21 protein-coding genes are annotated in these 23,460 nt (G+C 74.7%); 4 read left to right on the top strand and 17 right to left on the bottom strand.

Annotated elements, in window-relative coordinates; translation table 11 throughout:
• Positions 1-9 precede the first annotated feature (9 nt).
• From gatB to ligA, 5 genes are all read right to left on the bottom strand, one after another.
• The gene (gatB, locus tag ABT006_RS09670) at positions 10-1,503 is read right to left on the bottom strand and encodes an Asp-tRNA(Asn)/Glu-tRNA(Gln) amidotransferase subunit GatB (RefSeq protein WP_350704713.1); all 1,494 of its coding nucleotides are present in this window, start codon (positions 1,501-1,503) and stop codon (positions 10-12) included.
• A 13-nt stretch (positions 1,504-1,516) separates the two neighbouring features.
• Entirely contained in the window at positions 1,517-2,992 is a 1,476-nt protein-coding gene (gene gatA / locus ABT006_RS09665) for an Asp-tRNA(Asn)/Glu-tRNA(Gln) amidotransferase subunit GatA (protein WP_350704711.1), read from the bottom strand.
• Between the two features lie 67 nt (positions 2,993-3,059).
• The gene (gene gatC / locus ABT006_RS09660; protein ID WP_350685712.1) at positions 3,060-3,365 is read right to left on the bottom strand and encodes an Asp-tRNA(Asn)/Glu-tRNA(Gln) amidotransferase subunit GatC; all 306 of its coding nucleotides are present in this window, start codon (positions 3,363-3,365) and stop codon (positions 3,060-3,062) included.
• Positions 3,366-3,599: 234 nt separating this feature from the next.
• Entirely contained in the window at positions 3,600-6,536 is a 2,937-nt protein-coding gene (locus ABT006_RS09655) for an EAL domain-containing protein (RefSeq protein ID WP_350704709.1), read from the bottom strand.
• Positions 6,537-6,792: 256 nt separating this feature from the next.
• Positions 6,793-8,928 carry an NAD-dependent DNA ligase LigA gene (gene ligA / locus ABT006_RS09650; protein ID WP_350704707.1) on the bottom strand — a complete coding sequence of 712 codons (2,136 nt, stop codon included), beginning with the start codon at positions 8,926-8,928 and terminating at the stop codon, positions 6,793-6,795.
• A gap of 188 nt (positions 8,929-9,116) precedes the next feature.
• Between ligA and ABT006_RS09645 the strand changes: the two genes are divergently transcribed.
• Positions 9,117-9,653, top strand: a complete 537-nt coding sequence (locus ABT006_RS09645) for a type II toxin-antitoxin system PemK/MazF family toxin (protein ID WP_350704705.1) — start codon at positions 9,117-9,119, stop codon at positions 9,651-9,653.
• An 84-nt stretch (positions 9,654-9,737) separates the two neighbouring features.
• Here the strand turns inward: ABT006_RS09645 and ABT006_RS09640 are convergent, their stop codons facing one another.
• The 9 genes from ABT006_RS09640 to ABT006_RS09600 form a co-directional block, all read right to left on the bottom strand.
• Complete coding sequence (locus ABT006_RS09640; RefSeq protein WP_350704703.1) at positions 9,738-10,739, bottom strand: ADP-ribosylglycohydrolase family protein; 1,002 nt, start codon at positions 10,737-10,739, stop codon at positions 9,738-9,740.
• A gap of 94 nt (positions 10,740-10,833) precedes the next feature.
• Entirely contained in the window at positions 10,834-11,193 is a 360-nt protein-coding gene (locus tag ABT006_RS09635) for a VOC family protein (protein WP_350704701.1), read from the bottom strand.
• 36 nt (positions 11,194-11,229) lie between these two features.
• Complete coding sequence (locus ABT006_RS09630; RefSeq protein WP_350704699.1) at positions 11,230-12,234, bottom strand: methionine synthase; 1,005 nt, start codon at positions 12,232-12,234, stop codon at positions 11,230-11,232.
• A 29-nt stretch (positions 12,235-12,263) separates the two neighbouring features.
• Complete coding sequence (gene mnmA, locus ABT006_RS09625; RefSeq protein ID WP_350704697.1) at positions 12,264-13,337, bottom strand: tRNA 2-thiouridine(34) synthase MnmA; 1,074 nt, start codon at positions 13,335-13,337, stop codon at positions 12,264-12,266.
• A 186-nt stretch (positions 13,338-13,523) separates the two neighbouring features.
• The gene (locus ABT006_RS09620) at positions 13,524-14,699 is read right to left on the bottom strand and encodes a cysteine desulfurase family protein (RefSeq protein ID WP_350704695.1); all 1,176 of its coding nucleotides are present in this window, start codon (positions 14,697-14,699) and stop codon (positions 13,524-13,526) included.
• Between the two features lie 462 nt (positions 14,700-15,161).
• Positions 15,162-16,121 (bottom strand): electron transfer flavoprotein subunit alpha/FixB family protein, encoded by a 960-nt coding sequence (locus ABT006_RS09615; RefSeq protein ID WP_350704693.1) that lies wholly within the window; start codon positions 16,119-16,121, stop codon positions 15,162-15,164.
• Positions 16,122-16,132: 11 nt separating this feature from the next.
• Positions 16,133-16,912: an electron transfer flavoprotein subunit beta/FixA family protein gene (locus ABT006_RS09610; RefSeq protein ID WP_350704691.1), complete on the bottom strand. Its 780-nt coding sequence runs from the start codon at positions 16,910-16,912 to the stop codon at positions 16,133-16,135.
• Between the two features lie 391 nt (positions 16,913-17,303).
• Positions 17,304-17,711 carry a hypothetical protein gene (locus ABT006_RS09605; protein WP_350704689.1) on the bottom strand — a complete coding sequence of 136 codons (408 nt, stop codon included), beginning with the start codon at positions 17,709-17,711 and terminating at the stop codon, positions 17,304-17,306.
• Between the two features lie 2 nt (positions 17,712-17,713).
• Complete coding sequence (locus tag ABT006_RS09600; RefSeq protein ID WP_350704687.1) at positions 17,714-18,511, bottom strand: GNAT family N-acetyltransferase; 798 nt, start codon at positions 18,509-18,511, stop codon at positions 17,714-17,716.
• 19 nt (positions 18,512-18,530) lie between these two features.
• Here ABT006_RS09600 and ABT006_RS09595 point away from each other — a divergent pair, with 19 nt between their 5' ends.
• From ABT006_RS09595 to ABT006_RS09585, 3 genes are read left to right on the top strand one after another with little or no spacing between them, the layout of a single operon-like run.
• Positions 18,531-18,944: a YidH family protein gene (locus ABT006_RS09595; protein WP_502890893.1), complete on the top strand. Its 414-nt coding sequence runs from the start codon at positions 18,531-18,533 to the stop codon at positions 18,942-18,944.
• Positions 18,941-19,288, top strand: a complete 348-nt coding sequence (locus tag ABT006_RS09590) for a DUF202 domain-containing protein (protein WP_350704685.1) — start codon at positions 18,941-18,943, stop codon at positions 19,286-19,288. The genes ABT006_RS09595 and ABT006_RS09590 overlap by 4 nt, the downstream gene beginning before the upstream one ends.
• Positions 19,289-19,315: 27 nt before the next feature.
• A complete protein-coding gene (locus ABT006_RS09585; RefSeq protein ID WP_350704683.1) occupies positions 19,316-19,735 on the top strand; it encodes a PLD nuclease N-terminal domain-containing protein in 420 nt (139 codons plus the stop codon).
• Positions 19,736-19,753: 18 nt separating this feature from the next.
• Here ABT006_RS09585 and ABT006_RS09580 read toward each other — a convergent pair whose 3' ends face one another.
• From ABT006_RS09580 to ABT006_RS09570, 3 genes are all read right to left on the bottom strand, one after another.
• The gene (locus ABT006_RS09580; protein WP_350704681.1) at positions 19,754-20,563 is read right to left on the bottom strand and encodes an ABC transporter permease; all 810 of its coding nucleotides are present in this window, start codon (positions 20,561-20,563) and stop codon (positions 19,754-19,756) included.
• Positions 20,560-21,534: an ATP-binding cassette domain-containing protein gene (locus tag ABT006_RS09575; protein WP_350704679.1), complete on the bottom strand. Its 975-nt coding sequence runs from the start codon at positions 21,532-21,534 to the stop codon at positions 20,560-20,562. Before ABT006_RS09575 ends, ABT006_RS09580 begins: the two co-directional genes overlap by 4 nt.
• A 170-nt stretch (positions 21,535-21,704) precedes the next feature.
• A complete protein-coding gene (locus tag ABT006_RS09570; RefSeq protein ID WP_350704677.1) occupies positions 21,705-23,327 on the bottom strand; it encodes an acetolactate synthase in 1,623 nt (540 codons plus the stop codon).
• Between the last annotated feature and the right edge of the window lie 133 nt (positions 23,328-23,460).

The following is a 23,460-nucleotide window of genomic DNA, read 5'->3' as shown; positions in this document are numbered from 1 at the left end:
TCGTGCAGGTCAGGCGCCGAGGCGGGAGAGGATCAGCTCGCGGACGGTCTTGGCGTCGGCCTGGCCGCGGGTGGTCTTCATGACCGCGCCGACCAGTGCGCCGGCCGCGGCGACCTTGCCGCTGCGCACCTTCTCGGCGATGTCCGGGTTGGCCGCGATCGCCTCGTCCACGGCGGCGGTGAGCGCGCCGGTGTCGGAGACGACCTCCAGGCCCCGGTTGGTCATGATCTCGGTCGGCGAGCCCTCGCCGGCCACCACGCCCTCCAGGACGCTGCGGGCCAGCTTGTCGTTGAGCTTGCCGGCGTCGACCAGGCCCTGCAGCTCGGCGACCTGCGCCGGGGTGGCCCCGACGTCGGCCAGCTCCACGCCGGTCTCGTTGGCCCGCCGGGACAGCTCGCCCAGCCACCACTTGCGGGCTGCGGCCGGGGACGCGCCGGCGGCCACGGTCTGCTCGATCAGCTCGACCGCGCCGGCGTTGAGCACGGACTGCATGTCCGCGTCCGACAGGCCCCACTGCTCCTGGAGCCGGCGGCGGTGCAGCCGGGGCAGCTCGGGAAGGGCGGCCTTCAGCTCGGCGACCCAGGCGGTGTCCGGTGCGAGCGGCACCAGGTCGGGCTCCGGGAAGTAGCGGTAGTCGGTCGCCGTCTCCTTGGACCGGCCGGGCGTGGTGTCGCCGGTGTCCTCGTGGAAGTGCCGGGTCTCCTGGGTGATCCGGCCGCCCGCGTCGAGCACGGACGCCTGCCGGATGATCTCCGACCGGACCGCCCGCTCGACCGACCGCAGCGAGTTGACGTTCTTGGTCTCCGTCCGGGTGCCCCACTCCTCGCCCGGCAGGTTGAGGGAGGTGTTGACGTCGCAGCGCAGCGACCCCTCCTCCATCCGCACGTCGGAGACGCCCAGCGAGCGGATCACGTCGCGCAGCTCGGTGACGTACGCGCGGGCCACCTCGGGGGCCAACGCGCCGGTGCCGGGGACCGGCTTGGTGACGATCTCCACCAGCGGGATGCCGGCCCGGTTGTAGTCGACCAGCGACTCGGTGGCGCCGTGGATGCGCCCGGTCGTGCCGCCGACGTGCAGCGTCTTGCCGGTGTCCTCCTCCAGGTGCACCCGCTCGATGCCGATCCGCACCAGCTCGCCGTTCACCTCGACGTCCAGGTAGCCCTCGAAGCACAGCGGCTCGTCGTACTGGCTGATCTGGAAGTCCTTCGGCATGTCCGGGTAGAAGTAGTTCTTCCGGGCGAACCGGCACCACTCGGCGATCGAGCAGTTGAGCGCCAGGCCGATCCGGATCGTCGCCTCGATGGCGGCCCTGTTGGCCACCGGCAGCGAGCCGGGAAGACCCAGGCAGACCGGGCAGACCCGGGTGTTCGGCGCGCCGCCGAAGTCGGTCGGGCAGCCGCAGAACATCTTGGTGTTCGTGCCCAGCTCGACGTGGGTCTCCAGGCCGATCACCGGTTCGTAGCGCGCGACGACCTCGTCGTACGCGGGCAGTGTCGTCGTCATCTGAGCTCCTGCCTCACAGTGCCGGTGGGGTGAACGTGCCGACCGCGCTCTCCAGCGCCGCGGCGACCCGGTACATCCGGTCGTCGGCCATGGTCGGGGCCATGATCTGGAAGCCGACCGGCAGCCCGTCGGAGAGCCCGCACGGCACCGAGATGCCCGGCCCGCCGTACAGGTTGGTCGGGATGGTGAACAGGTCGGCCAGGTACATCTGGTACGGGTCGGAGGTGCGCGCCCCGATCGGGAACGCCACGAACGGGGTGGTCGGCGAGATCAGCGCGTCGACCTGCTCGAACGCGGCCGTGAAGTCCCGGGTGATCAGGGTCCGGACCTTCTGCGCCTGCCCGTAGTAGGCGTCGTAGTAGCCCGACGAGAGCGCGTACGTGCCGATCATGATGCGGCGCTTGACCTCGGGGCCGAAGCCGGCCTCCCGGGTCAGCGACATGACCTCCTCCAGCGACCGGTTGCCGTCGTCGCCGACCCGCAGGCCGAACCGGACGCCGTCGAACCGGGCCAGGTTGGAGGAGCACTCGCTCGGGGCGATCAGGTAGTACGCCGGCAGCGCGTACCGGAAGTTCGGGCAGGACACCTCGACGATCTCGGCGCCCAGCTTGGTCAGCGCGTCGACCGACTCGCGGAACGCGGCCAACACGCCGGGCTCGGCGCCCTCGCCGGTGAACTGGGTGACGATGCCGAGCTTCACGCCGGTCAGGTCACCGGTCGCGCCCCGCCTCGCGGCGGCCACCACGTCCGGCACCGGCTGCGGGATGGAGGTGGAGTCGCGCGGGTCGTGCCCGCCGATCACCTCGTGCAGCAGCGCGGCGTCCAGCACGGTACGGGCGCACGGGCCGGGGGTGTCCAGCGAGGAGGAGAACGCCACCAGGCCGTAGCGGGAGGTGCCGCCGTAGGTCGGCTTCGCGCCGACGGTGCCGGTGACCGCGCCGGGCTGGCGGATCGAGCCGCCGGTGTCGGAGCCGATCGCCAGCGGCGCCTCGTACGCCGCGAGGGCCGCGGCGCTGCCGCCGCCGGAGCCGCCCGGGATGCGGCTCAGGTCCCACGGGTTGTGCGTCGGACCGTACGCCGAGTACTCCGTGGAGGAGCCCATGGCGAACTCGTCCATGTTGGTCTTGCCGAGCATCACCGTGCCGGCGGCGCGCAGCCGCTGCACGATCGTCGAGTCGTACGGCGGGCGCCAGCCCTCCAGGATCTTCGACCCGACGGTGGTCGGCACGCCCTTGGTGGTCAGCACGTCCTTCACCGCGACCGGCACGCCGGCCAGCGGGCCCAGCTCCTCGCCGCCGGCGCGGCGGGCGTCCACCTCGCGGGCGGCGGCGAGCGCGCCCTCGCTGTCGACGTGCAGGAACGCGTGCACCCGGTCGTCCACGGCGGCGATCCGGTCCAGGTGCGCCTGCGTGACCTCGACGGCGGAGGTCTCGCCGGCGGCGACGAGCCCCGCGATCTCCGTCGCGGTCAGTCTGGTCAGGTCACTCATGCCGCCGCCTCGCTTCGCTCACCGGCGTCCTGCGCGCCGGACACACCGGGCCTGGTGATCCGCTCGCTCATGACGCCACATCCTCGTCCAGGATCCGCGGTACGCGGAACCGCTGCTCCTCGGCGTCGGGCGCGCCCGACAGCGCCTCCTCCGGGGTCAGCCCGGGCACCACGACGTCGTCCCGCAGGACGTTGGTCAGCGGCACCGAGTGCGAGGTCGGCGGGATGTCCGCCGCGGTGACCTCGCCGACCTGCGCGACCGCCTGGAGGATCACGTCGAGCTGGCCGGCGAAGGTGTCCAGCTCCTCCTCCGTGACGGCGAGCCGCGACAGTCGCGCCAGGTGCGCGACCTCCTCGCGGGAGATGGCGGCCATCGGTGCCCCCTTCGTGACGGTGTTGCCGGTCGGGCCGGTGCCGGCCGCGCGGCGATTGTGCGTGACGCGCGGTGACCGGAGCGAGTCTATTGTTCCGTCCCGGCGGCGCGTCCCCGACTCCCCCTTTGGGCGCGGCGCGCCGGGCCGCCGCCCCGTGGGAGGCAGCCCGCCGGCCGCCCTCCGCGCCCTCCCACCTCCCGAGCGGCTCGGCGACGGGCTCGGCGGGCGGTGGGCTCAGCGGGCGTGCCGGCGGGGGATCTCCGCGTCGGGGTTGGGGGCCGGGCGGACCGGGCGGTAGCGGGCCAGCCAGGCGACGAGTTCCTCGGCCGGCATCGGCCGGGCGTAGAACCAGCCCTGCGCGGCGTCGCAGCCGGCGGCGTGCAGCATGCGCCAGGTGCGCTCGTCCTCCACGCCCTCGGCGACCACCCGCAGCCCGAGCGCCTTGGCCAGCTCGATCGTCGACCGCACGATCGCCGCGTCGTCGGCGTCCTCGGCCATCCCCAGCACGAACGAGCGGTCCACCTTCACCTCGGACAGCGGCAGCCGACGCAGGTGCTGCAACGACGAGTACCCGGTGCCGAAGTCGTCCAGCGCGATGCCCACCCCGATCCGGTGCAGGCGGGAGATGGTGGCCAGCACCCGGCGGGGGTCGGCCATCAGCGCCCCCTCGGTGATCTCCAGTTGCAGCCGCTGCGGCGGCACGCCGTACCGGGCGAGCCGGTCGGCGATCTGGTCGGCGATCTCGCCGGTGTGCAGGTCCCGGACGCTGACGTTGAGCGCCGCCGGCACGGCGATCCCGGCGGCCGACCACTTGGCGAGCTGCTCCACCACGTCGTCCACCACCCGCCGGGTCAGCAGCCGCATCACCGCGCTCTGCTCGGCGACCCGGATCAGCTCCTCCGGGTCGACCATCCCCCGGCGGGGGTGCCGCCAGCGCAGCAGCGCCTCCACGCCGACCACCTCGCCGGTCGCGATCGCGACCTGCGGCTGGTAGTACATGGTGATCTCGCCCGCGTCGGCGGCCGGGTCCGCCTCCGCGTCCCGCTCCCGAGCCGGCCCGGGGTCCGCGCCCCGCCGCCGGGCCGCGTCCTGCCGGCCGCCCCGCCGGGCCGCCGGGTCGCGGTCGCCGCGCCGGCCGCCGTCGCCGGTCGTGCCCTGCCGGCGTACGCCGACGCCGGTCTCGTCGCCGGGCCGACCGGCGCGCTCGCGGCGGCCGGGACCGTCGCCCCGGTCCGGGCCGGTCTCGGGCGATGCCGCCGCCCGGCGGCGGATCGGGTCGGCGGCGGTGACGATCCGGTTGATCAACTCGTCGGTGGGCGGCGGCTCGGTCCGCTGCCGGCGGCGGCGCAACCGCCAGCGGCCGGATCCGGCGTCGGGGCGCAGACCCGCCGCGTCGGCCGGAAGTTCCGCGCCGTCCCCGCCCCGCGCGCCCATCGCCGGGGTGGCCGGTGCCGTCGCGGCGGCACCGTTGACGCCGGCGAGGCCACCGCCCCCCTCGGCCAGGACCCCACCGGCCACGGTCCGGTCGGCCGACCCGTGCGGCCCGTCGCCGTCGCCCGGCAGCCCGGCCCGCGCGCCTTCCCCCGCCGGTGGGCCGGCCGGCGCGGCCTCCCCCGCCGTGAGCCCGGCCCGCGCGGCATCCTCAGGCGGGAGCCCGGTCCGCGCGGCATCCTCAGGCGGGAGCCCGGTCCGCGCGGCATCCTCAGGCGGGAGCCCGGTCCGCGCGGCATCCTCAAGCGGGAGCCCGGTCCGCGCGGCATCCTCAAGCGGGAGCCCGGTCCGCGCGGCATCCTCAAGCGGGAGCCCGGTCCGCGCGGCGTCCTCAAGCGGGAGCCCGGCCCGCGTCGCCGGCGGCGCGCCGGCCGGGCGGCCGGACTCCAGCACCCGGCGCAGGTCCGCGAGGAGGCCCAGCCGCTCGGCGGAGTTGTGGTCCGACTCGGCCGCGTAGACCGCCACGGTGTCGTTGCGGTGCTTGGCGTCGTACATCGCCACGTCGGCGTGGCGCATCAGGGTCGCGAAGTCCTCGCCATGTTCCGGGAAGAGCGCGATGCCGATGGAGCCGCCCACGTCGAGCGGCAGCCCGTCCAGGGGCACCGGCTCGGCCAGCGCGCGGACCACCCGGTCGGCGAGGTCCCGGGCCTCGCCGACGTCGGCCAGCCCGGTCATCACGATGGCGAACTCGTCCCCGCCCAGCCGGGCCACCATGTCCTCCCCGGCCACGCCGGTCAGCCGGGCGCTCACCTCGACCAGCAGCCGGTCACCCACCGCGTGCCCGAGGGCGTCGTTGACGTTCTTGAACCGGTCCAGGTCGATCAGGAGCAGCGCCAGGTGGGCGCCGGGCTCGCCGCGGGTCGCCCGTTCGGCGTGCAGGTGCACCTGCTCGCCGACCTCGGCCAACAGCGCCTTGCGGTTGGGCAGGCCGGTGAGCGGGTCCAGTGAGGCCAGTTGCTGCTGCTCCACGCTGAGCCGGGCCATCCGGTAGACGGCGAACAGCGGCACCAGCACCAGCGGGATCAGCGCCGCGCTGGCCCGGGCCGCGGCGACCAGCACCAGGGCGAGCAGCAGCAACGAGCCGGTGGAGAGCAGCTCGAAGCCCAGCCCCTGTCGCAGGCTGGGCCACCAGCGGTCGCCGAAGCGCAGCCGGACGGCGGCGCTCACCAACGCGTAGTTGACGGCGAACCAGGCCACCGTCGCGCCGCCCACGGCGGCCACGTCCGTCCAGCGCAGCGGGCCGCCGTCGAAGATGCCGCCGGGCCCGAGCCAGGTGACCGCGTACGCGGCGGCCAGCGCGCAGGCGTACTGGCCCGCGTTGAAGGCCGTCCGCCAGGGGGCGTGCCCCATCCGCCAGCCGGAGACGACGACGGCCACCGCCTGCACGGCGACCGCCGGGCCGAATCCCCAGCCGAGCAGGATCGCGAAGGTGAAGCAGGTGGACGGGAAGACCGCCGAGGTCTGCCGGCGCCCGGGCGGGACGAACGGACGCGCGTCGCAGCCGATGGCGAGGGCCGCCATCAGCCAAAACGCCGCCGGCAGCTCCGGCAGCTCCTCCGGGAGGGCGAGCAGCGGGCGTACGCAGAGCAGCACGGCCAGCGCGACGACCGCCCAGACGAAGACGAAGAACGGGCGTCCCCGGCCGGGCGGAACGGAGTTTCGCAGGTCGGCGGCCTCCATCGCACCTCCCGGGGGCTCGGTCCACGAGGCGTGACCCACTGACACGCCGTGCCGTCAATGAAACGCCCTCGGTGGCGCAATGCCCGACACGACAGTCGCGAATCGGTCGTAGTCGTAATTAAGTTGGTATCCGGGCCAGTCCCCCGCAAGCCGCCCGGGACGACGCCCGCCGACGACACCACGGATTGTCCGCCCGCGCGCCCGAGCGGCTTCCCCACGCGCCCGCCCGGGCGGCTTCCACACGCCCGGCCCGCCGTCACTCCTCGGTGCGGGCGACCCCCCGGGCCGCGTCCGGGCCCTCGTCCAGCAGCACCTGGAAGCCCGCCTCGTCGAGGACGGGCACCTTGAGGCTGGCCGCCTTGTCCGCCTTGGAGCCCGGGTTGTCGCCCACGACCACGAAGGCGGTCTTCTTGGAGACCGACCCGCTGACCTTGCCGCCCCGGCTCTGGATCGCCTCCGCAGCCTGGTCGCGGCTGAACCCGGCCAGCGTGCCGGTCACCACGACGCTGAGCCCCTCCAGCGGGCGCGGCCCCTCCTCGACCACGTCCTCGGCCATCCGCACGCCGGCCCCGGCCCACTTGCGGACCACCTCGCGGTGCCAGTCGACGGCGAACCACTCCCGGATGCTCGCCGCGATCGTCGGCCCCACGCCGTCGACCGAGGAGAGCTCCTCCTCGCCGGCCCGGTCGATCGCCTCGACGGAGCGGAAGTGCCGGGCGAGCGCCCGCGCGGCGGTGGGCCCGACGTGCCGGATGGACAACCCCACCAGCACCCGCCACAGGTCGCGTTCCTTGGCCACGGCCAGGTTGTCGAGCAGCTTGACCGCGTTGCTGCCGAGGCTGCCGTCCTTGTTGACGAAGAAGGGCGACTTCGCGAGCTGCTCGGCGTCGAGGGAGAACAGGTCGCCCTCGTCGGTGATGATGTGTGCGTCGAGCAGCGCCGCCGCGCTCTTGTGGCCGAGCGCCTCGATGTCGAACACCTTGCGGCTGGCCAGGTGGAAGACCCGCTCCCGCAGCTGACCGGGGCAGGTGCGGGAGTTGGGGCAGCGGATGTCGACGTCGCCCTCCTTGGCCGGCGCCAGTGGCGAGCCGCAGGCCGGGCAGGTGGTGGGCATGACGAACGGCCGGGCGTCGGCGGGGCGCAGGTCGACCACCGGGCCGAGCACCTCGGGGATCACGTCGCCGGCCTTGCGCAGCACCACGGTGTCGCCGATCAGGACGCCCTTGCGCTCGACCTCCCGCGCGTTGTGCAGGGTGGCGTACGCGACGGTGGAGCCGGCCACCTTGACGGGCTGGAGCACGGCCCGGGGCGTGACCCGGCCGGTGCGCCCGACCTCGACGTCGATGTCGAGCAGTTTCGTGGTCACCTCCTCCGGCGGGTACTTGAAGGCGATCGCCCAGCGCGGCGCCCGGCTGGTCGAACCGAGCCGGCCCTGGATCGAGACCGGGTCGACCTTGACCACCACGCCGTCGATCTCGTGCTCGACGTCGTGCCGGTGCTCGGCGTAGTGGGCGATGAATTCCGCGACGCCGGCCAGGTCGGGCACCACCCGCCAGCGGTCGCTGGTCGGCAGCCCCCACGCCTTCAGGGCCGCGTACGACTCGGACTGCGTCACCGGCTGGAAGCCGCGGCGGGCGCCGATGCCGTGCACCACCAGGCGCAGCGGACGGGACGCGGTGATCCGCGGATCCTTCTGGCGCAGGCTGCCGGCGGCCGCGTTGCGCGGATTGGCGAACGGGGCCTTGCCCTGCTCGACCAGCCCCGCGTTGAGGTCGGCGAAGGCGGCCACCGGGAAGTAGATCTCGCCGCGGACCTCGATGAACTCCGGCATGTCGGGGAACTCCGCCGACGCGGAGAGCTGGCCCGGCACGTCGCGGATGCTGCGCACGTTGGCGGTGACGTCCTCGCCGGTGCGGCCGTCGCCCCGGGTCGCCGCGCGGACCAGCCGCCCGCGCTCGTAGGTGAGGTTGATGGCGAGCCCGTCGACCTTCAGCTCGCAGAGGTAGGGCACCGGCCCGCCCGCGTCGCGCTCGACCCGCTCGGCCCAGGCCGCCAGCTCCTCGTCGGCGAAGGCGTTGTCGAGCGAGAGCATCCGCTCGGCATGGGCCACCGGGGTGAAGTCCGTGGAGAAGGTGCCGCCGACCCGCTGCGTCGGCGACTCGGGCGTGCGCAGCGCGGGGAACCGCTCCTCCAGGGCCGCCAGCTCCCGCAACTGCCGGTCGAACTCGGCGTCGGAGATGGTCGGCGCGTCCAGCACGTAGTAGCGGTACTGGTGATCCGTCAGCTCCTGGCTCAGGGTGGCGTGCTGCTCCCGCGCCTCCAGGGTCGGCTCGGCACCCGCGGCCGCCTCCTGTGCCGGAGTGACCTGCTGGTGGATGGCTTCCTCGGACACCCTGCGACCTCCCGTGATTCCGCTACCCCGGCACCGTATCGGTCCGGTGGGACAATCCGCCGGCCACCCGCCACGCCTGGGCGGCGGCAGGGCCGCCGACGTGCGAGGATCGCCGGACTGCGGGCTGCGCCGGGTGGCCCGCCACCTGCGGCGTCCGCGCCGCGCCGACTGTCGAGGCGGGGGTACGGATGCCGGAATGGCTGCTCTGGGCGGCGGCGGTCGCGCTGGCCGTGGCGGCCGGCTGGGCGTGGAGCGAGTGGCGGCGCGGTGCACGTGACGACGCCCGGGTGCGCCGACGGGAACGCCCGTGCACCCGGCCCGGCCGCGGCACCGCCTCGCCGGGCGGGCCGGGCCGGTCGACCGCGCCACCCCGGCCGCGTACCACCGAACGGGCGCCCGCCGGCGCGCCGCGCCCGGGCGAGATCTGGTGGGCCGACGTCCCGTACGCCGACGGCACCGGCTCGAAGGTGCGGCCCTGCCTGGTGCTGCGCGCCGACGCCCGGGGCGCCGACGTCCTGAAGATCACCAGCCAGGACAAGAGCGGCCGGGACGACCACGTCCGCATCCCGACCCGGGAGTGGGACCCCGGCGCCGACCACGACAGCTTCGTCGACCTGGCCGAGCCCGCCCACGTTCCGCTGACCGGCTTCACCCGCCGCGCCGGTGCCTGCGACCCCGCCCTGTGGCGCCGCATCCGCCGCCTGCCCCACCTCCCCGGCGCCTGACCACGCGCCGGCCGGCTCTCGCACGGCCCGACGGGACGCTCCGTCCGGCCGGCCCTCGCACGGCCCGGCGGACGGCGGGGCAGGTCAGTCCCAGGCGCGGGCGAGGGCGTGGAGCTGGTCGGCGTACTCGATGCGGGCGGACCAGGCGTCGGGCCAGGCCGGCATGCCCAGGGCCGCGCCGACGAAGGCGCCGGCCAGCGCGGCGATCGAGTCGGAGTCGCCGGCGGTGGTGGCGCCCCGGGCCAGCGCGGCGACCGGGTCGTCGGCGTGCCGGATCGCGCAGAACAGCGCGGTGGCCAGCGCCTCCTCGGCGATCCAGCCCTCGCCGGTGTGCCGGCACGGGTCGCCGCCGTCGTCGGGGTCGGCGAGCGCGGCGGCGAGGCGGCCGAGGACCGCCAGGCACTCGTCCCAGCCGCGGGCGATGAAGTCCTCCGGCGTCTCCACGCCGGGGCGCTGCCAGAGGTCGCCGAGCCAGTCGGCGCGGTAGACGCGCCGCTGGTCGCGGGCCCGGTCGGCGAGCAGGCGGGGCAGGTCCGCCGGCGCCGCGCCGGCGCGCAGCAGCCACACGGCGTACGCGGTCAGCTCGCTGGCCGCCAGACCGGTCGGATGCCCGTGGGTCAGCCCCGCCTGGAGCTGGGACAGCCCGGCGAGGGTGTCCACGTCGACGTCGAGCAGGCCGACCGGGGTGACCCGCATGTTCGCCCCGCAGCCCTTCGAGCCGGCGACCGTCGCCTCCTGCCAGCGCACACCCCGCCCGAGTTCGGCACAGGCGCGCAGGCAGGTCATGCCCGGCGCCCGGTTGTTCTCCGGGCTGGCCGCCCAGTCGAGGAAGCGCTGCCGCAGCAGCGGCTCGACCGCCTCGGGCGTCAGCGCCGGGGCGTCGTGCAGCGCCCAGCCGACGGCCAGCGCCATCTGGGTGTCGTCGGTCACCAGTGCCGGGTGGCCGGCGAGCTCGCGCGGGCCGGCCGGGCCGTAGCGGCGGACGATCTCGGCGACGGTCAGGAACTCGGTCGGTTTGCCCAGCGCGTCACCGTAGGCGAGGCCGAAGAGCGAGCCGGCGGCCCGCCGGAGCGAGGTGTCGATCATTCCCGCGATCATGCCGCCCGACCGCAATCCGCACCACCGCCGCGGCCCGCCGAGCCCGTACCGGCGGACGGACGGGATCCGGCCGGCGGGCGACTCAGTCGAAGAAGATCAGGCAGAACGGGTGACCGGCGGGGTCGGCGTAGACCCGGAAGTCGTCGCCCTCCCCCGGCAGCCGCCGGGCGCCGAGCGCCAGCACCCGCTTCTCGGCCGCCTCCACGTCGTCCACCTCGACATCGAGGTGGAACTGCTGGGGGCGCTCCGGGTCGGGCCACGCCGGCGGGCGCAGGTCGGGTGCCTTCTGGAAGGCGAGCCGGTGCCCGGAGCCGGAGATCACCACCCAACCGTCGTCGCTGGCGTCGGCGTCCAGCGGCAGGCCCAGCAGCTCGGAGTAGAAGTCGGCCAGAGCCCGCGGGTCGGGACAGTCGACGACCACTGTGCGCAGCTTTCCAATCATGCCGACCATCGTGCCCCGCCCGTACGACGGGAAACCTCAGTCCTCGGCGAGCCGCCGCCCCGCGTCCCGGCAGGCGGCGAGCACCGCGCGGGCGTACTGCGGGGTCGCGTTGGCGAGGCCGCACGCCGGGGTGACCACGACCTGCTCGGCGAGCCGCCGGCGCGGGAAGCCAAGGCGGTCCCAGAGCTGGCGTACCCGGTCGGCGACCTGCGCCGAGGTGGGCGCGCGACCGGCGGCCGGCGGCCGGGTCGGCGCGGCGCCGGCCAGCAGCCCGAGCCCGGCGTCGACGGCCTCGCCCAGCGGGTCCAGGTCGGTCACGAGGTCGAGGTCGAGGGCCACGCCGACGGCGCCCGCGGCGCGGATCAGCTCCAGCGGCACGTCCGGCGCGCAGCAGTGCACCAGGACCGGCACGCCGGCCGCCTCGACGACCGTGCGCAGCAGCGACCCGGCGACGCCCGGCTCCACGGCCCGGTACACGCCGAACCCGCTCTCGGTGGGCACCCGCCCGGCGAGCACGGCCGGCAGCGACGGCTCGTCGAGTTGGAGCAGCACGGTGGCGTGCGGCAGCCGGCGAACGACCGCCGCGACGTGCGCGCGCAACCCCTCCGCGAGCGAACCCGTGAGGTCCCGGACCGCGCCGGGATCCCGCAGCATCCGGCCCCCGATCGGCAACTCCAGGGACGCGGCCAGGGTGAACGGGCCACCCGCCTGGATCTTGACCGGTCCCGCGTACTCCTCGGCCTGCTCGGCGAGCTGGTCGAGGTCGCGTTCCATCAGGTCGCGGGCGCGGCGCAGGTCCCGCCCCGGGCGGGGCGCGATCCGCCAGCGGGCGGCGTACAGCTCGACCGGCAGCTCGACCAGCAGGCCGGCGGTCCGGCCGACCAGGTCGGCGCCGGGGCCCCGGGCCGGCAGCTCCGGCAGGTGCGGCAGCGCGGGAAGCTCGCCGAGGACGATTCGCTGTGCCTCGGCGATGTCGGTGCCGGGGAGGGAACCGATGCCGGTCGCCGCGCCGGCCGGCCAGGGCCACGCCTGATCTGTCACGGCCGAAGACTATCCGGCCGCCGGACCGGTCAGCCGGCGATGGTGGCGGAGCCGAGCACGACGTCGCCGGCCGGGTCCGGCCGGTAGGCGACGATCGCCTGGCCGGCGGCGACCCCGCGCACCGGACAGCGCAGCTCGGCGCGGAGGCCGTCGGCGCTCAGCTCGACCGTCGCCGGCACCACGTCGCCGTGCGCCCGCAACTGCACCTCGCACTCCAGCGGGGCGTCCGGGCGTGGCCCGCCCGTCCACACCGGACGCTCGGCGCGCACCCGGGATACCTCGAGGGCCTCCGCCGGGCCGACCGTCACCGTGTTGGTCTTCGGCGTGATGGAGAGCACGTACCGGGGGCGGCCGTCCGGCGCCGGCCGGTCCAGGTGCAGGCCGCGCCGCTGCCCGACGGTGTACGCGTACGCGCCGGTGTGGCTGCCCACCACGGCGCCGGTGCTCGCGTCCACCACGTCGCCCGGCGCCTCGCCGAGCCGCTGCGCGAGGAAGCCACGGGTGTCGCCGTCGGCGATGAAGCAGATGTCGTGCGAGTCGGGCTTGTCGGCCACCGCCAGCCCCCGCCGGGCGGCCTCCTCGCGGACCTGCGCCTTCGTCGAGTCGCCGAGCGGGAAGACCGACCGGTCGAGCTGCTCGCGGGTGAGCACCGCGAGGACGTACGACTGGTCCTTGGCCACGTCGACGCTGCGGCGCAGCAGCCCGTCCGCCCCGAGCCGGGCGTGGTGGCCGGTGACCACGGCGTCGAAGCCCAGGGCCACGGCCCGGTCCAGCACCGCGGCAAACTTGATCTTCTCGTTGCAGCGCAGGCAGGGGTTCGGCGTACGGCCCGCCGCGTACTCGGCGACGAAGTCGTCCACCACGTCGGAGTGGAAGCGGTCGGCCATGTCCCAGACGTAGAACGGGATGCCGATGACGTCGGCGGCCCGCCGGGCGTCGCGGGAGTCCTCCAGCGTGCAGCAGCCGCGCGCGCCGGTGCGGTACGTCTGCGGGTTGCGCGCCAGCGCCAGGTGCACGCCGGTCACGTCGTGCCCCGCCTCCACCGCCCGCGCCGCCGCGACCGCCGAGTCGACCCCGCCGGACATCGCCGCCAACACCCTCACCGGCCCACTCCCTTCACCCCACCGAGCCTATCCTCGCCCCCACCCCGCCCGACCTCCCCGCCCTGACCCCGACGTCGCCCGCCGCGCGATCTTGCAGTTGTCGCCCCGGCAAAAGGGGCGGACACCGCGATCGAGGGGCCGAAAGTGCAAGATCGCGAGCGCGGCGGGGTGGGTGGGGTGGGGGGGTCAGCGGGGGGTGCGGAGGGCGGCGGCGCGGCGGGCGCGTTCGACGGTGGCCGGGAGCGCGGCGATGAGGGCGTCGACGTCGGCGGGCGTGCTGGTGTGGCCGAGGGTGAAGCGCAGCGAGGAGCGGGCGCGGTCGTCGTCGGCGCCCATGGCCAGCAGCACGTGGGACGGCTGGGCCACCCCGGCGGAGCAGGCCGAGCCGGTCGAGCAGGCGATGCCCTGGGCGTCCAGCAGGAGCAGCAGGGCGTCTCCCTCGCAGCCGGGGAAGGAGAAGTGCGCGTTGCCCGGCAGCCGGCCGGTGGGGTCGCCGTTGAAGACCACCTCGGGCACCGCCTGCCGGACCCGCTCGACCAGGTCGTCGCGGAGCGCGGCGATCCGGGCCGCGTACTCCTGCTGGCCCTTGACCGCCGCCTCCACGGCGACGGCGAAGGCGACGATGCCGGCGGTGTCGAGGGTGCCGGAGCGCACGTCGCGCTCCTGGCCGCCGCCGTGCAGCAGCGGGGTGGCCGGTACGTCGCGGGCGAGCACGAGGGCGCCCACCCCGGTCGGCCCGCCGAGCTTGTGCCCGGTCACGGTCAGCGCGGCGACCCCGCTGGCGGCGAAGTCCACCGGCACCTGCCCGACCGCCTGGATCGCGTCGGTGTGGAACGGCACCCCGTGCTCGGCGGCGACCGCGGCCAGGTCGGCGACCGGCTGCACGGTGCCCACCTCGTTGTTGGCCCACATCGCGGTCACCACCGCGACCCGGTCACCGTGCTCGGCCAGCTCGGCGCGCAGCTCGTCGGGGCTGAGCCGGCCGCTGGCGTCCACCGAGAGCCAGCCCACCCGGGCCCCCTCGTGGTCGACCAGCCAGTCCACCGCGTCGAGCACCGCGTGGTGCTCGACCGCGCTGGAGACCACCCGGTCCCGCCGGGTGTCGGCTCCCCGCCGCGCCCAGAAGATGCCCTTGACCGCGAGGTTGTCGCTCTCGGTCCCGCCGCCGGTGAAGACGACCTCGGAGGGGCGGGCGCCCAGCGCGGCGGCCACCCGCTCCCGCGACTCCTCCACCCGCCGCCGGGCACGGCGGCCCGACGCGTGCAGCGAGGACGCGTTGCCGACCTCGCGGGCGGTGGCGACGTACGCCTCCAGCGCCTCGTCGAGCATCGGAGTCGTCGCCGCGTGATCCAGGTATGCCATCACGGCTCAGCCTAACGACCGGCCCCGGACCGGATGGACGCCGGAGTACGCCGTCCAACCCACGGGGCGGTGAGATCTCGTACCCGCACGTCACGAATCTCCCGGACCTCGCGGGGTACTACCGAGCCGCGCGACACACGGATGTTCCCGGTCGGTGTGCTCGGCGACGGGTCGGACGAGCTGCTGCCGTTGCCACCGGACGTCGGCCATCAGGCATACTCGGTTGTCGACGTTTCCGCCGAGGCGTCCGACAGCCCACGGCTTTCGCGAGAGCGCGCCGAGGGCCTCTGACGGGCTGATCGGCGGGCCGGCTCAGCTCCCCGGCCCGCCGATCAGCTCCCCACCCGCGGTCAGGCCGCACCCGATGACGTCGTCGGTCCCGATCCTCCCCGGCCGGAGCCGGACAGCGACGGGCCGGGAACCGCCGCGCGGTTCCCGGCCCGGGTGCGGGCGAGCGTCAGCTCACTTGCGCTTGCGGATCTCCTCCGCGGCCTGCGGGACGACCTTGAACAGGTCGCCCACCACGCCGAAGTCGGCCAGCTCGAAGATCGGCGCCTCGCCGTCCTTGTTGACCGCGACGATGGTCTTCGAGGTCTGCATGCCGGCCCGGTGCTGGATGGCACCGGAGATGCCGAGCGCGACGTAGAGCTGCGGGGAGACGGTCTTGCCGGTCTGGCCCACCTGGAACTGGTGCGGGTAGAAGCCGGAGTCGACGGCCGCGCGGGACGCGCCGACGGCGCCGCCGAGCAGGTCGGCCAGCTCCTCGACCAGCTTGAAGTTGTCGGCGTTGCCGACGCCGCGACCGCCGGAGACGACGACGCCGGCCTCGGTGAGCTCGGGGCGGGTGCCCTTCTGCTCGGCGACCCGGTCGACGACCCTGGCCAGCTTGTCGGCGTCGGTGACCGACACGGTGAGCTGCTCGACGGCCGGGGTGGCGGCCGCCGGGGTCGGGTTGACCGAGTTCGGCCGGACGGTGACCAGCGGCAGGCCGCGGGTGACCTTGGACTTGACGATGGTCGAGCCGGCGAAGGCCACCTGGGTGGCGGTGCCGTCGGCGGTCAGGTCGACCACGTCGGTCAGGATGCCGTTGTCCAGCTTGACGGCCAGGCGGGCGGCGATCTCCTTGCCCTCCTGGGAGGAGGCGAGCAGCACGGCCGCGGGCTGCACCCGCTTGACCAGCTCGGCCACGGCGGTGGCCTTGGGGGCCACCAGGTAGCCGTCGATGTCGTCACCCTCGGCGGCGTAGATCTTCTCCGCGCCGTACTCGCCCAGCTTGGCGCTCAGCGCCTCGGCGGCGCCGGGGCCGCCGAGCACGACCGCGCTCGCCGTGCCCAGTTCGCGGGCGAGGGTGAGCATCTCCAGGGTGACCTTCTTGACGCCGAATTCCCGGGTGGCTTCGACGACGACGAGAACCTCAGACATGTCCAGACCTCTCACACGAACTTCTCGGTGGCGAGGAACTCGACCAGCTTGACGCCGCCGTCGCCCTCGTCGGTGATCTTCGCGCCGCCGGAGCGCGGCGGGCGCTTGGTGTGCTCCAGTACGGCGCTGGTCGCGCCCTCGAAGCCCACCTCGGCCGGGGCGACGCCGAGGTCACCCAGGGAGAGCGTCTGCACCGGCTTCTTCTTCGCGGCCATGATGCCCTTGAAGGACGGGTAGCGCGGCTCGTTGATGGTGTCCCAGACGGAGACCACGGCGGGGGTGGCGGCGGTGACCACCTCGTAACCCTCCTCGGTCTGCCGCTCGACGGTCAGGGTGGAGCCGTCGACGGTGAGCTTGCGGGCGCCGGTCAGCGCCGCGACGCCCAGCCGCTCGGCGATCATGTGCGGCATCACCTGCACCCGGCCGTCGGTCGACTCGGCGCCGCAGAGCACCAGGTCGGCGTTCAGCTGGCCGAGCGCGGCGGCGAGCACCTTCGAGGTGGCCACGGCGCAGGACCCGTGCAGGGCCTCGTCCACGACGTGCACGGCCTTGTCGGGGCCCATGGAGAGCGCCTTGCGGATCGACTCGGTCGCCCGGTCCGGACCCATGGTCAGGACGGTGACCTCGCCGCCGTGGGCCTCCTTGATCTTCAACGCCTCTTCGATGGCGTACTCGTCCATCTCGTTGATGACGTTGTTCGCCGAACCGCGGTCGACGGTGTTGTCGTCAGTGCGCAGGTTGCGGTCCGCGCCCGAATCGGGCACCTGCTTGACGAGTACGACGATGTTCATCGCGCTTCGACGACCCTCCTGTTTGGTGTAGCGATCACTCGCCCGGTCACGGGCGCAGCCTCCCGCGTGACTTAACGATCGGTCAACCACGGGCTGCTGTGCAGTTGCCCACGGCGCAATGTTACCTGCCAGTAGCATCGACCTCCGGCGACCTCAGGGTGACACAGCTCACGGCAGGCCGCCGGACGGGTAATCTGGCAAATCGGGAGGTGTCGCGAAATGTCAGAATCTTCCAGCGCCACGCCGCACGACGCGCCGCGGCGCCCCTGCCGCCGGGCGCGCCCCGAGGCGTACCGCTGCGCCTGCGGCCGGGTCCGCGACCGGTGCGTACGCGCCACCGTCCGGGCGCTCTGGTCGCCGGGCCGGCGCGCAGCCGCGCCGGCGGACCGGCTCACGCCGACTGAGCCAGCGCGCCCCTGATCCGCTCGATGACCGCCGCCTCGGCCGGAGCCACCCCCCGGTGCGCCCCGGCCACCCGCTCGGCGGCCGACAGCACCACCTCGCGGTAGACCGCCACGTCCTGCGGCGACTTCTCGCGCAGGATCTCGACGGAGCGGCCCAGCGCCGGCAGCACCACCGCCTCGATCTCCAGCGCCGAGTCCCGGGGCAGCTTCGGCAGCGGCCCGGTGGTCAGCGCCTCCTTCACGATCCCGCTCGTGTCGGCCATCGCGGCGGAGGCGGCGAAGCTCTCCCGGAACAGGGCGAGCATCCCCGGGTCGGCGTTGGCCACCAGGAACACCGCCCCGAACGCGCCCGTCTTGAGGGTCAGCCGCTCCTCGGCCGTCAACCGCTGCTCCATGATCACGGAGTGTAGACGTACGGGGTGGTCGTCGTGACCGGGACGAGGCCGAGCCGCTGGAGGATCGGCCGGCTCTCGTCGGAGGCGTCCACCTGGAGCAGCGTCCGGTCCCGCTGGGCGGCGAGCCGGGCCCGGTAGGTGACCAGCGCCCGGTAGATGCCCCGGCGGCGCCACGGGGCGAGGGTCGAGCCGCCCCACAGGGTGGCGAAGCCGGTTCCCGGCACGTAGCGCACCCAGCCCGCGCTCACCACCTCGTCGCCCGCCTCGGCCACCACCACCGTGATCGACTGCGGGTCCGCCGCGATCTCCTTCTCCAGCCCGGTGGCCAGGTGGCTGCGGTCGGCGTTCCAGACCGCCTCCTCCATCGCCACGATCCGGTCCAGGTCCGCGCGGGCGGTCACCTCGCGCAGGCGTACGCCCTCGGGAACCACCGGGAGCGCGGCCGCGAGCGGCGCGACCGGGCCGATCACGACGGTCTCCGGCTCCTCCGGCACGAACCCGGCGGCCCGCAGCCGCTCCGGCAGGTCCGCCGGCTCGTCGTGGCCGTGCCACTTCCACTCCACCGACTCGCCGCGCGCCCGGAAGAACTCCACCTGCCGGGCGATCAGCGCGTCCAGCGCCGCGCCGGTCAGCCCGTCGAGGTCGCGGTAGGTGAGGAAGCCGCCGTAATCGAGGCCGAGGAGGCGGACCAGCGGACCGTCCCGGTCCACCGTCACCCCCGCCGGCAGCGGGTCGGGCACCCGCGCCCGCAACTGGTGGTCGTACGCGTTCCGCAGCGTCGTCACGTCAAGATCCGTCACTGCTCCAGGCTACGACCGGATGGAAGCGGATAATCGGCACGTGTGGCAGGCGATCAGGCGATGGTTCGACCCGCGCGAACTGCGCTCGGTCGGCAGCACCCCCGACTACCGGTTCTCGCTGGCCAACGAACGGACCTTCCTGGCCTGGCTGCGTACGGGGCTGGCGCTGGTCGCGGGTGGGCTCGCCGCCGCCCAGTTCCTGCCGCCGCTGCCGCTGGCGCACCTGCGTGAGGTGATCGCCGTCGCGCTGCTGCTGCTCGGCGGAACGGTGGCGGTCCGGGCGGTCGACCACTGGGCGCGTACGGAGCGGGCGATCCGGCTCGGCGAGGAACTGCCGGCCTCCCGCTTCCCGGCGGTGCTCGCCCTCGCCGTCGGCCTCGGCGCGCTGCTGCTGGTGGCGGCGGTGCTGGCCCGGGCGGTCGGCGAACGGTGAGCGCCGGCGCGCAGCGGACGCCGCCGGGCCGGCCGGCGCGCGACCCCGGGCTGCAACCCGAGCGGACCCGGCTGGCCTGGCGGCGCACGGCGCTGGCGCTCACGGTGATCATGGTGCTGACCGTGCGGCTGGCGCTCACCGGCCCGCCCGCCGGCGGGACGCTCGGCGCGCTCGTCGCCGGGCTGGCCGTGCTCGGCTGGGGCGCGGCGCTGGCGGTCTGCTGGCGGCGGGCGAACGCCGTCGGCCCGGCCTCCCGCTACGGGCGGGCGCTGCCCCTGGTCGCCCTGGCCACCGCCGGCTACGCGCTGCTCGGCGCGCTCCTGGCGGCGCGCGGGCTGGGTTGACGGGACCGGGTGCGCCATCATTGACGCATGGCCCGGCTGTACGTCCTCCTCTTCGTGGTGCAGATCGTCCTCGCGGTCTGCGCGCTGATCAGCTGCCTCTCCGCGGAGGAGGGCGAGATCAAGGCCCTCCCCCGGATCGCCTGGGTGCTGATCATCCTGTTCTTCCCGCTGCTCGGCTCCCTCGCCTGGTTCGCCGCCGGGCGCGAGCGCACCCCGGGCCGGCCCGGCGGCGCGCCGTCGCCGGGCCGGATCCTGCCGGCCCGCGAGCGGCCCCGCCCGGTCGCCCCGGACGACGACCCCGAGTTCCTCCGCTCGCTCGGCGAGCGCTCCCGGCGGGAGGACCAGGAGCTGTTCACCCGCTGGGAGGAGGACCTGCGCCGACGCGAGGACGACCTGCGCCGACGCGAGGGCGAGCCGCCGCGCGAAGAGGACCGCCCCGAGGTGTAGCCGGCGGCCGGCTGCGGGTCACACCCGGCGCCGGAGCCCGCGCACGGCGAGCGGGGCGAAGATCGCCGCGAGGACGGCCGCCCAGAGCAGCGACTGCACCACCGGCACGGCCACCGGCCCGCCGACCAGCAGGCCGCGCAGCGCGTCGGCCAGGATGGTGACCGGGTTGACCTCGACCCAGCTCTGGAGCCAGCCGGGCATCGTCTCGGTCGGCACGAACGCGTTGCTGGTGAAGGTCAGCGGGAAGATCACCATGAAGCCGAAGATCTGCACCTTCTCCGGCTCGTTGACCAGCACGCCGACCAGCACCGAGATCCACGACGCGGCCAGCGAGAACGCGAGCAGCAGGGCGAACGCCCCGAGCAGGCCGGGCAGGCCGTTGCCCAGGCGGAAGCCGAGGATCACGCCGACGCCGACGAGCAGCGACACCGACCACGCCTGCTTGACCGTGTCGGCGAGGATCCGCCCGGCCAGCGGCGCCCAGCGGGCGATGGGCAGCGAACGGAGCCGGTCGAACACGCCCTTGGTGAGGTCATTGTTCAGCCCGAACCCGGTGGTCATGGTGGCGAAGAAGGCGTTCTGCACGATGATGCCCGGCAGCGCGAAGGTCAGGTAGTCCCCCGGCGAGCCGGAGATCGCCCCGCCGAAGACGTACGTGAACAGCAGCACGAACATCACGGGCTGGATGCTCAGGTCGAGCAACTCCATCGGGTTGTGCTTGATCTGCACCAGGCTGCGCCAGGCCAGGGTCAAGGTGTGGCGCAGCCCGGCGGCGGGGCCGAGCCGGCGCCCCGGCGCGACCGGTGCGGTCAGGGTGGCGGCGGTCATGCCGGGGTCCTCTCCAGGTCGGCCCCGGAAGGGGCGTCGGCGTCGGCGCGGTGCCCGGTCAGCTGGAGGAACACCTCGTCCAGGCTGGAGCCGCGCAGGGCCAGCTCGGCGACCACGATGCCGGCGGCGTCGAGGCGGCCCACCACGGTGGGCAGCACGGCCGGGTCGTTCACCGGCACGGTGACGGTGCTCTGGGCCACCTCCGGGGTGGCGTGGACCGCCTCGCCGGCGATGGCCACCACGGTCGGCAGGTCGGCGGCGTCCGCGGGCCGGACGGCGAGCACCTGGCCGCCGGTCCTGGCCTTCAGTTCCTCGGGCGTGCCCTGCGCGATCACCCGGCCGTGGTCGACGACGGCGATCTCGCCGGCGAGCTGGTCGGCCTCCTCCAGGTACTGGGTGGTGAGCAGCACCGTCACCCCGTCGGAGACCAGGCCGCGCACGATGTCCCACAGCTCGTTGCGGCTGCGCGGGTCGAGGCCGGTGGTCGGCTCGTCGAGGAAGAGCACCTGCGGCCGGCCGACCAGACTGGCGGCGAGGTCGAGCCGGCGGCGCATGCCCCCCGAGTAGGTCTTGGCCGGCCGGTCGGCGGCGTCGCTGAGGTGGAAGTCGGCGAGCAACTGCCGGGCGCGGGCCCTGGCATCGGCCCGGGAGGAGCCGAGCAGCCGGCCGATGAGCAGCAGGTTCTCCGCCCCGGTGAGCGTCTCGTCGACCGAGGCGTACTGGCCGGTCAGGCCGATGAGCTGGCGCACCCGGTGGGCGTCGCGCACCACGTCGAAGCCGCCGACCGTGGCGCGCCCCTCGTCGGCGCGCAGCAGGGTGGCGAGCACCCGGACCGTGGTGGTCTTGCCGGCCCCGTTGGGACCGAGCAGGCCGAAGACCGTGCCGGTGGGGACGGCCAGGTCAACACCGGCGAGGGCGGTGGTGTCGCCGAACCGGCGCACCAGCCCCTCCGCGCGGATCGCGTGATCCATCGCAACTCCTGTCGTTCTCGCTGGTCGAACCGCCATGACCGGCATCCCTGACATTCCGCCGATCCCAGGCTGACGTTACGGCGACAGGCGCTGACGTACCGCCGATTTTGCTGGTGGTGAAACGCGCCCGCCGCCGTCGCCGGGGCGCGGCGACGGCGGCGGGCGGTGGTTCAGGCCAGGTTCGACGAGCGGGGGTACGCGTCGGCCGGGTCGGTGAGCACGTTCACCAGGTACGGCACGCCGGCCTCGAAGGCGCGTTGCAGTGCCGGCCCGAGGTCGGCGGCCTTCGACACCGTCTCGCCCGCGCCACCGAGGGCGCTCACCACCTGGTCGTAGCGCAGCTCCGGCTGGAGGTCGGCGGCGACGTCGTAGCCGTACATGGCGCGCATGGGGTGCTTCTCGAGGCCCCAGATGCCGTTGTTGCCGACCACGATCACCACGGGCAGCTTCTGCCGGGCGAGGGACTCCACGTCCATCAGCGAGAAGCCGGCCGCGCCGTCGCCCATCAGCACGCAGATCTGCCGATCCGGGTGGCTGACCCGGGCCCCCATCGCGTAGCCCATGCCGGTGCCGAGGCAGCCGTACGGGCCCGGGTCGAGCCAGGTGCCGGGCTGGGCGGGCTCCAGGTAGCGGCCGGCGTACGAGACGAAGTCGCCGCCGTCGCCGATCGTGATGGCGTCGCGGGCCAGGATCCGGCGCAGCTCGCCGTAGACCCGGGCGGGCCGGATCGGGTCGGTCTCGGCGGCCATCTCCGCGGCGTCGCGGGCCTTCGCGGCGTCCTCGGCGGTGCGCAGCTCGGCGATCCAGTCGGCGTGGTCGGCCCGGTCGCCGGGGTGGTCGGCGAAGGCGGTGAGGACCAGCCGGAGGTCGCCGGCGGGGGCGGCGGCCGGCTGGACGTGCCCGGCCCGCTGGCTGGGCGCGTCGACGACGTGCACCACCTTCGCGTCGCCGAAGTCGCCGAAGCTGAGCCGGAAGTCCAGCGGGGTACCGATCACCACGACCACGTCGGCGCCCTTGAGCGCCACCCGGCGGGCCTTGGCGAAGGCGAGGGGGTGCTCGGGCGGCAGCGCGCCCCGGCCCATCCCGTTGGTGAAGACCGGCACCTGGAGCGCCTCGGCGGCGGCCCGCAGGGCGTCGACCGCGTCCCCGGCGTAGACGTCGGAGCCGGCGATGATCACCGGGCGGCTCGCGGCGGCGATCAGGGTGGCCGCCTTCGCCACCTCGTCCGGGTCGGGCTCGATCGGCGCGATGCCCGGCAGGGCGGGAAGTTCGGCGTCGGCGACCGAGAAGACCGCCTCCAGGGGGAGGTCGAGGAAGACCGGGCCCCGGTGCGGGGTGAGCGCGGTGGTCAGCGCCGCGGTCACCGCGCGCGGGATGTCGTCGGGGCTGAACACCGTCTCGGCGTGCTTGGTGACCGGGGCGACCAGCGGCAGGTGGTCCATCTCCTGGAGGCTGCCCGAGCCCCAGCGGAACTGCGGGGCCCGACCACCGAGCACCAGCACCGGCGAGGCGTTGAAGTAGGCGCTGGTCAGCCCCGAGATGCCGTTGGTGACGCCGGGGCCGGCGGTGAGCACGGCGAGGCCGGGGCGGCGCTGGAGCTTCGCCACCGCCTCGGCGGCGAAGACCGCCGACTGCTCGTGCCGGACGTCGTAGAGCGGGAAGCCGGTCTTGTGCGCGGCGTCGTAGAGCGGGAAGACGTGCCCGCCGGAGAGGGTGAACATCTCCCGCACCCCGTACGCGCGCAGCGCCGCGAGCGCGAGCTCCCCGCCGTGACCTTCGATCCGCTCCGTCATCGCCGCTGTCCCTTCGTCCGCATGACCGGAGTCACACGCTACTCACCGGTAGGCGGAATGTGAACCATCCTCGGCTCGACGCGTGAGGCGTCCACGTCGGTGGTGGACGCCTCACGCGCCGGCGAGCCACTGG

It is taken from the genome of Micromonospora sp. NPDC002717, from assembly GCF_040295705.1.
In the GTDB taxonomy this organism is placed as follows: domain Bacteria; phylum Actinomycetota; class Actinomycetes; order Mycobacteriales; family Micromonosporaceae; genus Micromonospora.
Note: the sequence above shows the minus strand (reverse complement) of the source record. Positions and strands in the feature narration are given on the sequence as shown.

Bases quoted from the DNA above. Each gene is read 5' to 3' on its own strand.
- gatB (WP_350704713.1), bottom strand. From the start codon at position 1,503: ATGACGACGACACTGCCCGCGTACGACGAGGTCGTCGCGCGCTACGAA.
- gatA (WP_350704711.1), bottom strand. From the start codon at position 2,992: ATGAGTGACCTGACCAGACTGACCGCGACGGAGATCGCGGGGCTCGTC.
- gatC (WP_350685712.1), bottom strand. From the start codon at position 3,365: ATGGCCGCCATCTCCCGCGAGGAGGTCGCGCACCTGGCGCGACTGTCG.
- ABT006_RS09655 (WP_350704709.1), bottom strand. From the start codon at position 6,536: ATGGAGGCCGCCGACCTGCGAAACTCCGTTCCGCCCGGCCGGGGACGC.
- ABT006_RS09645 (WP_350704705.1), top strand. From the start codon at position 9,117: ATGCCGGAATGGCTGCTCTGGGCGGCGGCGGTCGCGCTGGCCGTGGCG.
- ABT006_RS09640 (WP_350704703.1), bottom strand. From the start codon at position 10,739: ATGATCGACACCTCGCTCCGGCGGGCCGCCGGCTCGCTCTTCGGCCTC.
- ABT006_RS09635 (WP_350704701.1), bottom strand. From the start codon at position 11,193: ATGATTGGAAAGCTGCGCACAGTGGTCGTCGACTGTCCCGACCCGCGG.
- ABT006_RS09620 (WP_350704695.1), bottom strand. From the start codon at position 14,699: ATGGCATACCTGGATCACGCGGCGACGACTCCGATGCTCGACGAGGCG.
- ABT006_RS09615 (WP_350704693.1), bottom strand. From the start codon at position 16,121: ATGTCTGAGGTTCTCGTCGTCGTCGAAGCCACCCGGGAATTCGGCGTC.
- ABT006_RS09610 (WP_350704691.1), bottom strand. From the start codon at position 16,912: ATGAACATCGTCGTACTCGTCAAGCAGGTGCCCGATTCGGGCGCGGAC.
- ABT006_RS09605 (WP_350704689.1), bottom strand. From the start codon at position 17,711: ATGGAGCAGCGGTTGACGGCCGAGGAGCGGCTGACCCTCAAGACGGGC.
- ABT006_RS09595 (WP_502890893.1), top strand. From the start codon at position 18,531: ATGGAAGCGGATAATCGGCACGTGTGGCAGGCGATCAGGCGATGGTTC.
- ABT006_RS09585 (WP_350704683.1), top strand. From the start codon at position 19,316: ATGGCCCGGCTGTACGTCCTCCTCTTCGTGGTGCAGATCGTCCTCGCG.
- ABT006_RS09580 (WP_350704681.1), bottom strand. From the start codon at position 20,563: ATGACCGCCGCCACCCTGACCGCACCGGTCGCGCCGGGGCGCCGGCTC.
- ABT006_RS09575 (WP_350704679.1), bottom strand. From the start codon at position 21,534: ATGGATCACGCGATCCGCGCGGAGGGGCTGGTGCGCCGGTTCGGCGAC.
- ABT006_RS09570 (WP_350704677.1), bottom strand. From the start codon at position 23,327: ATGACGGAGCGGATCGAAGGTCACGGCGGGGAGCTCGCGCTCGCGGCG.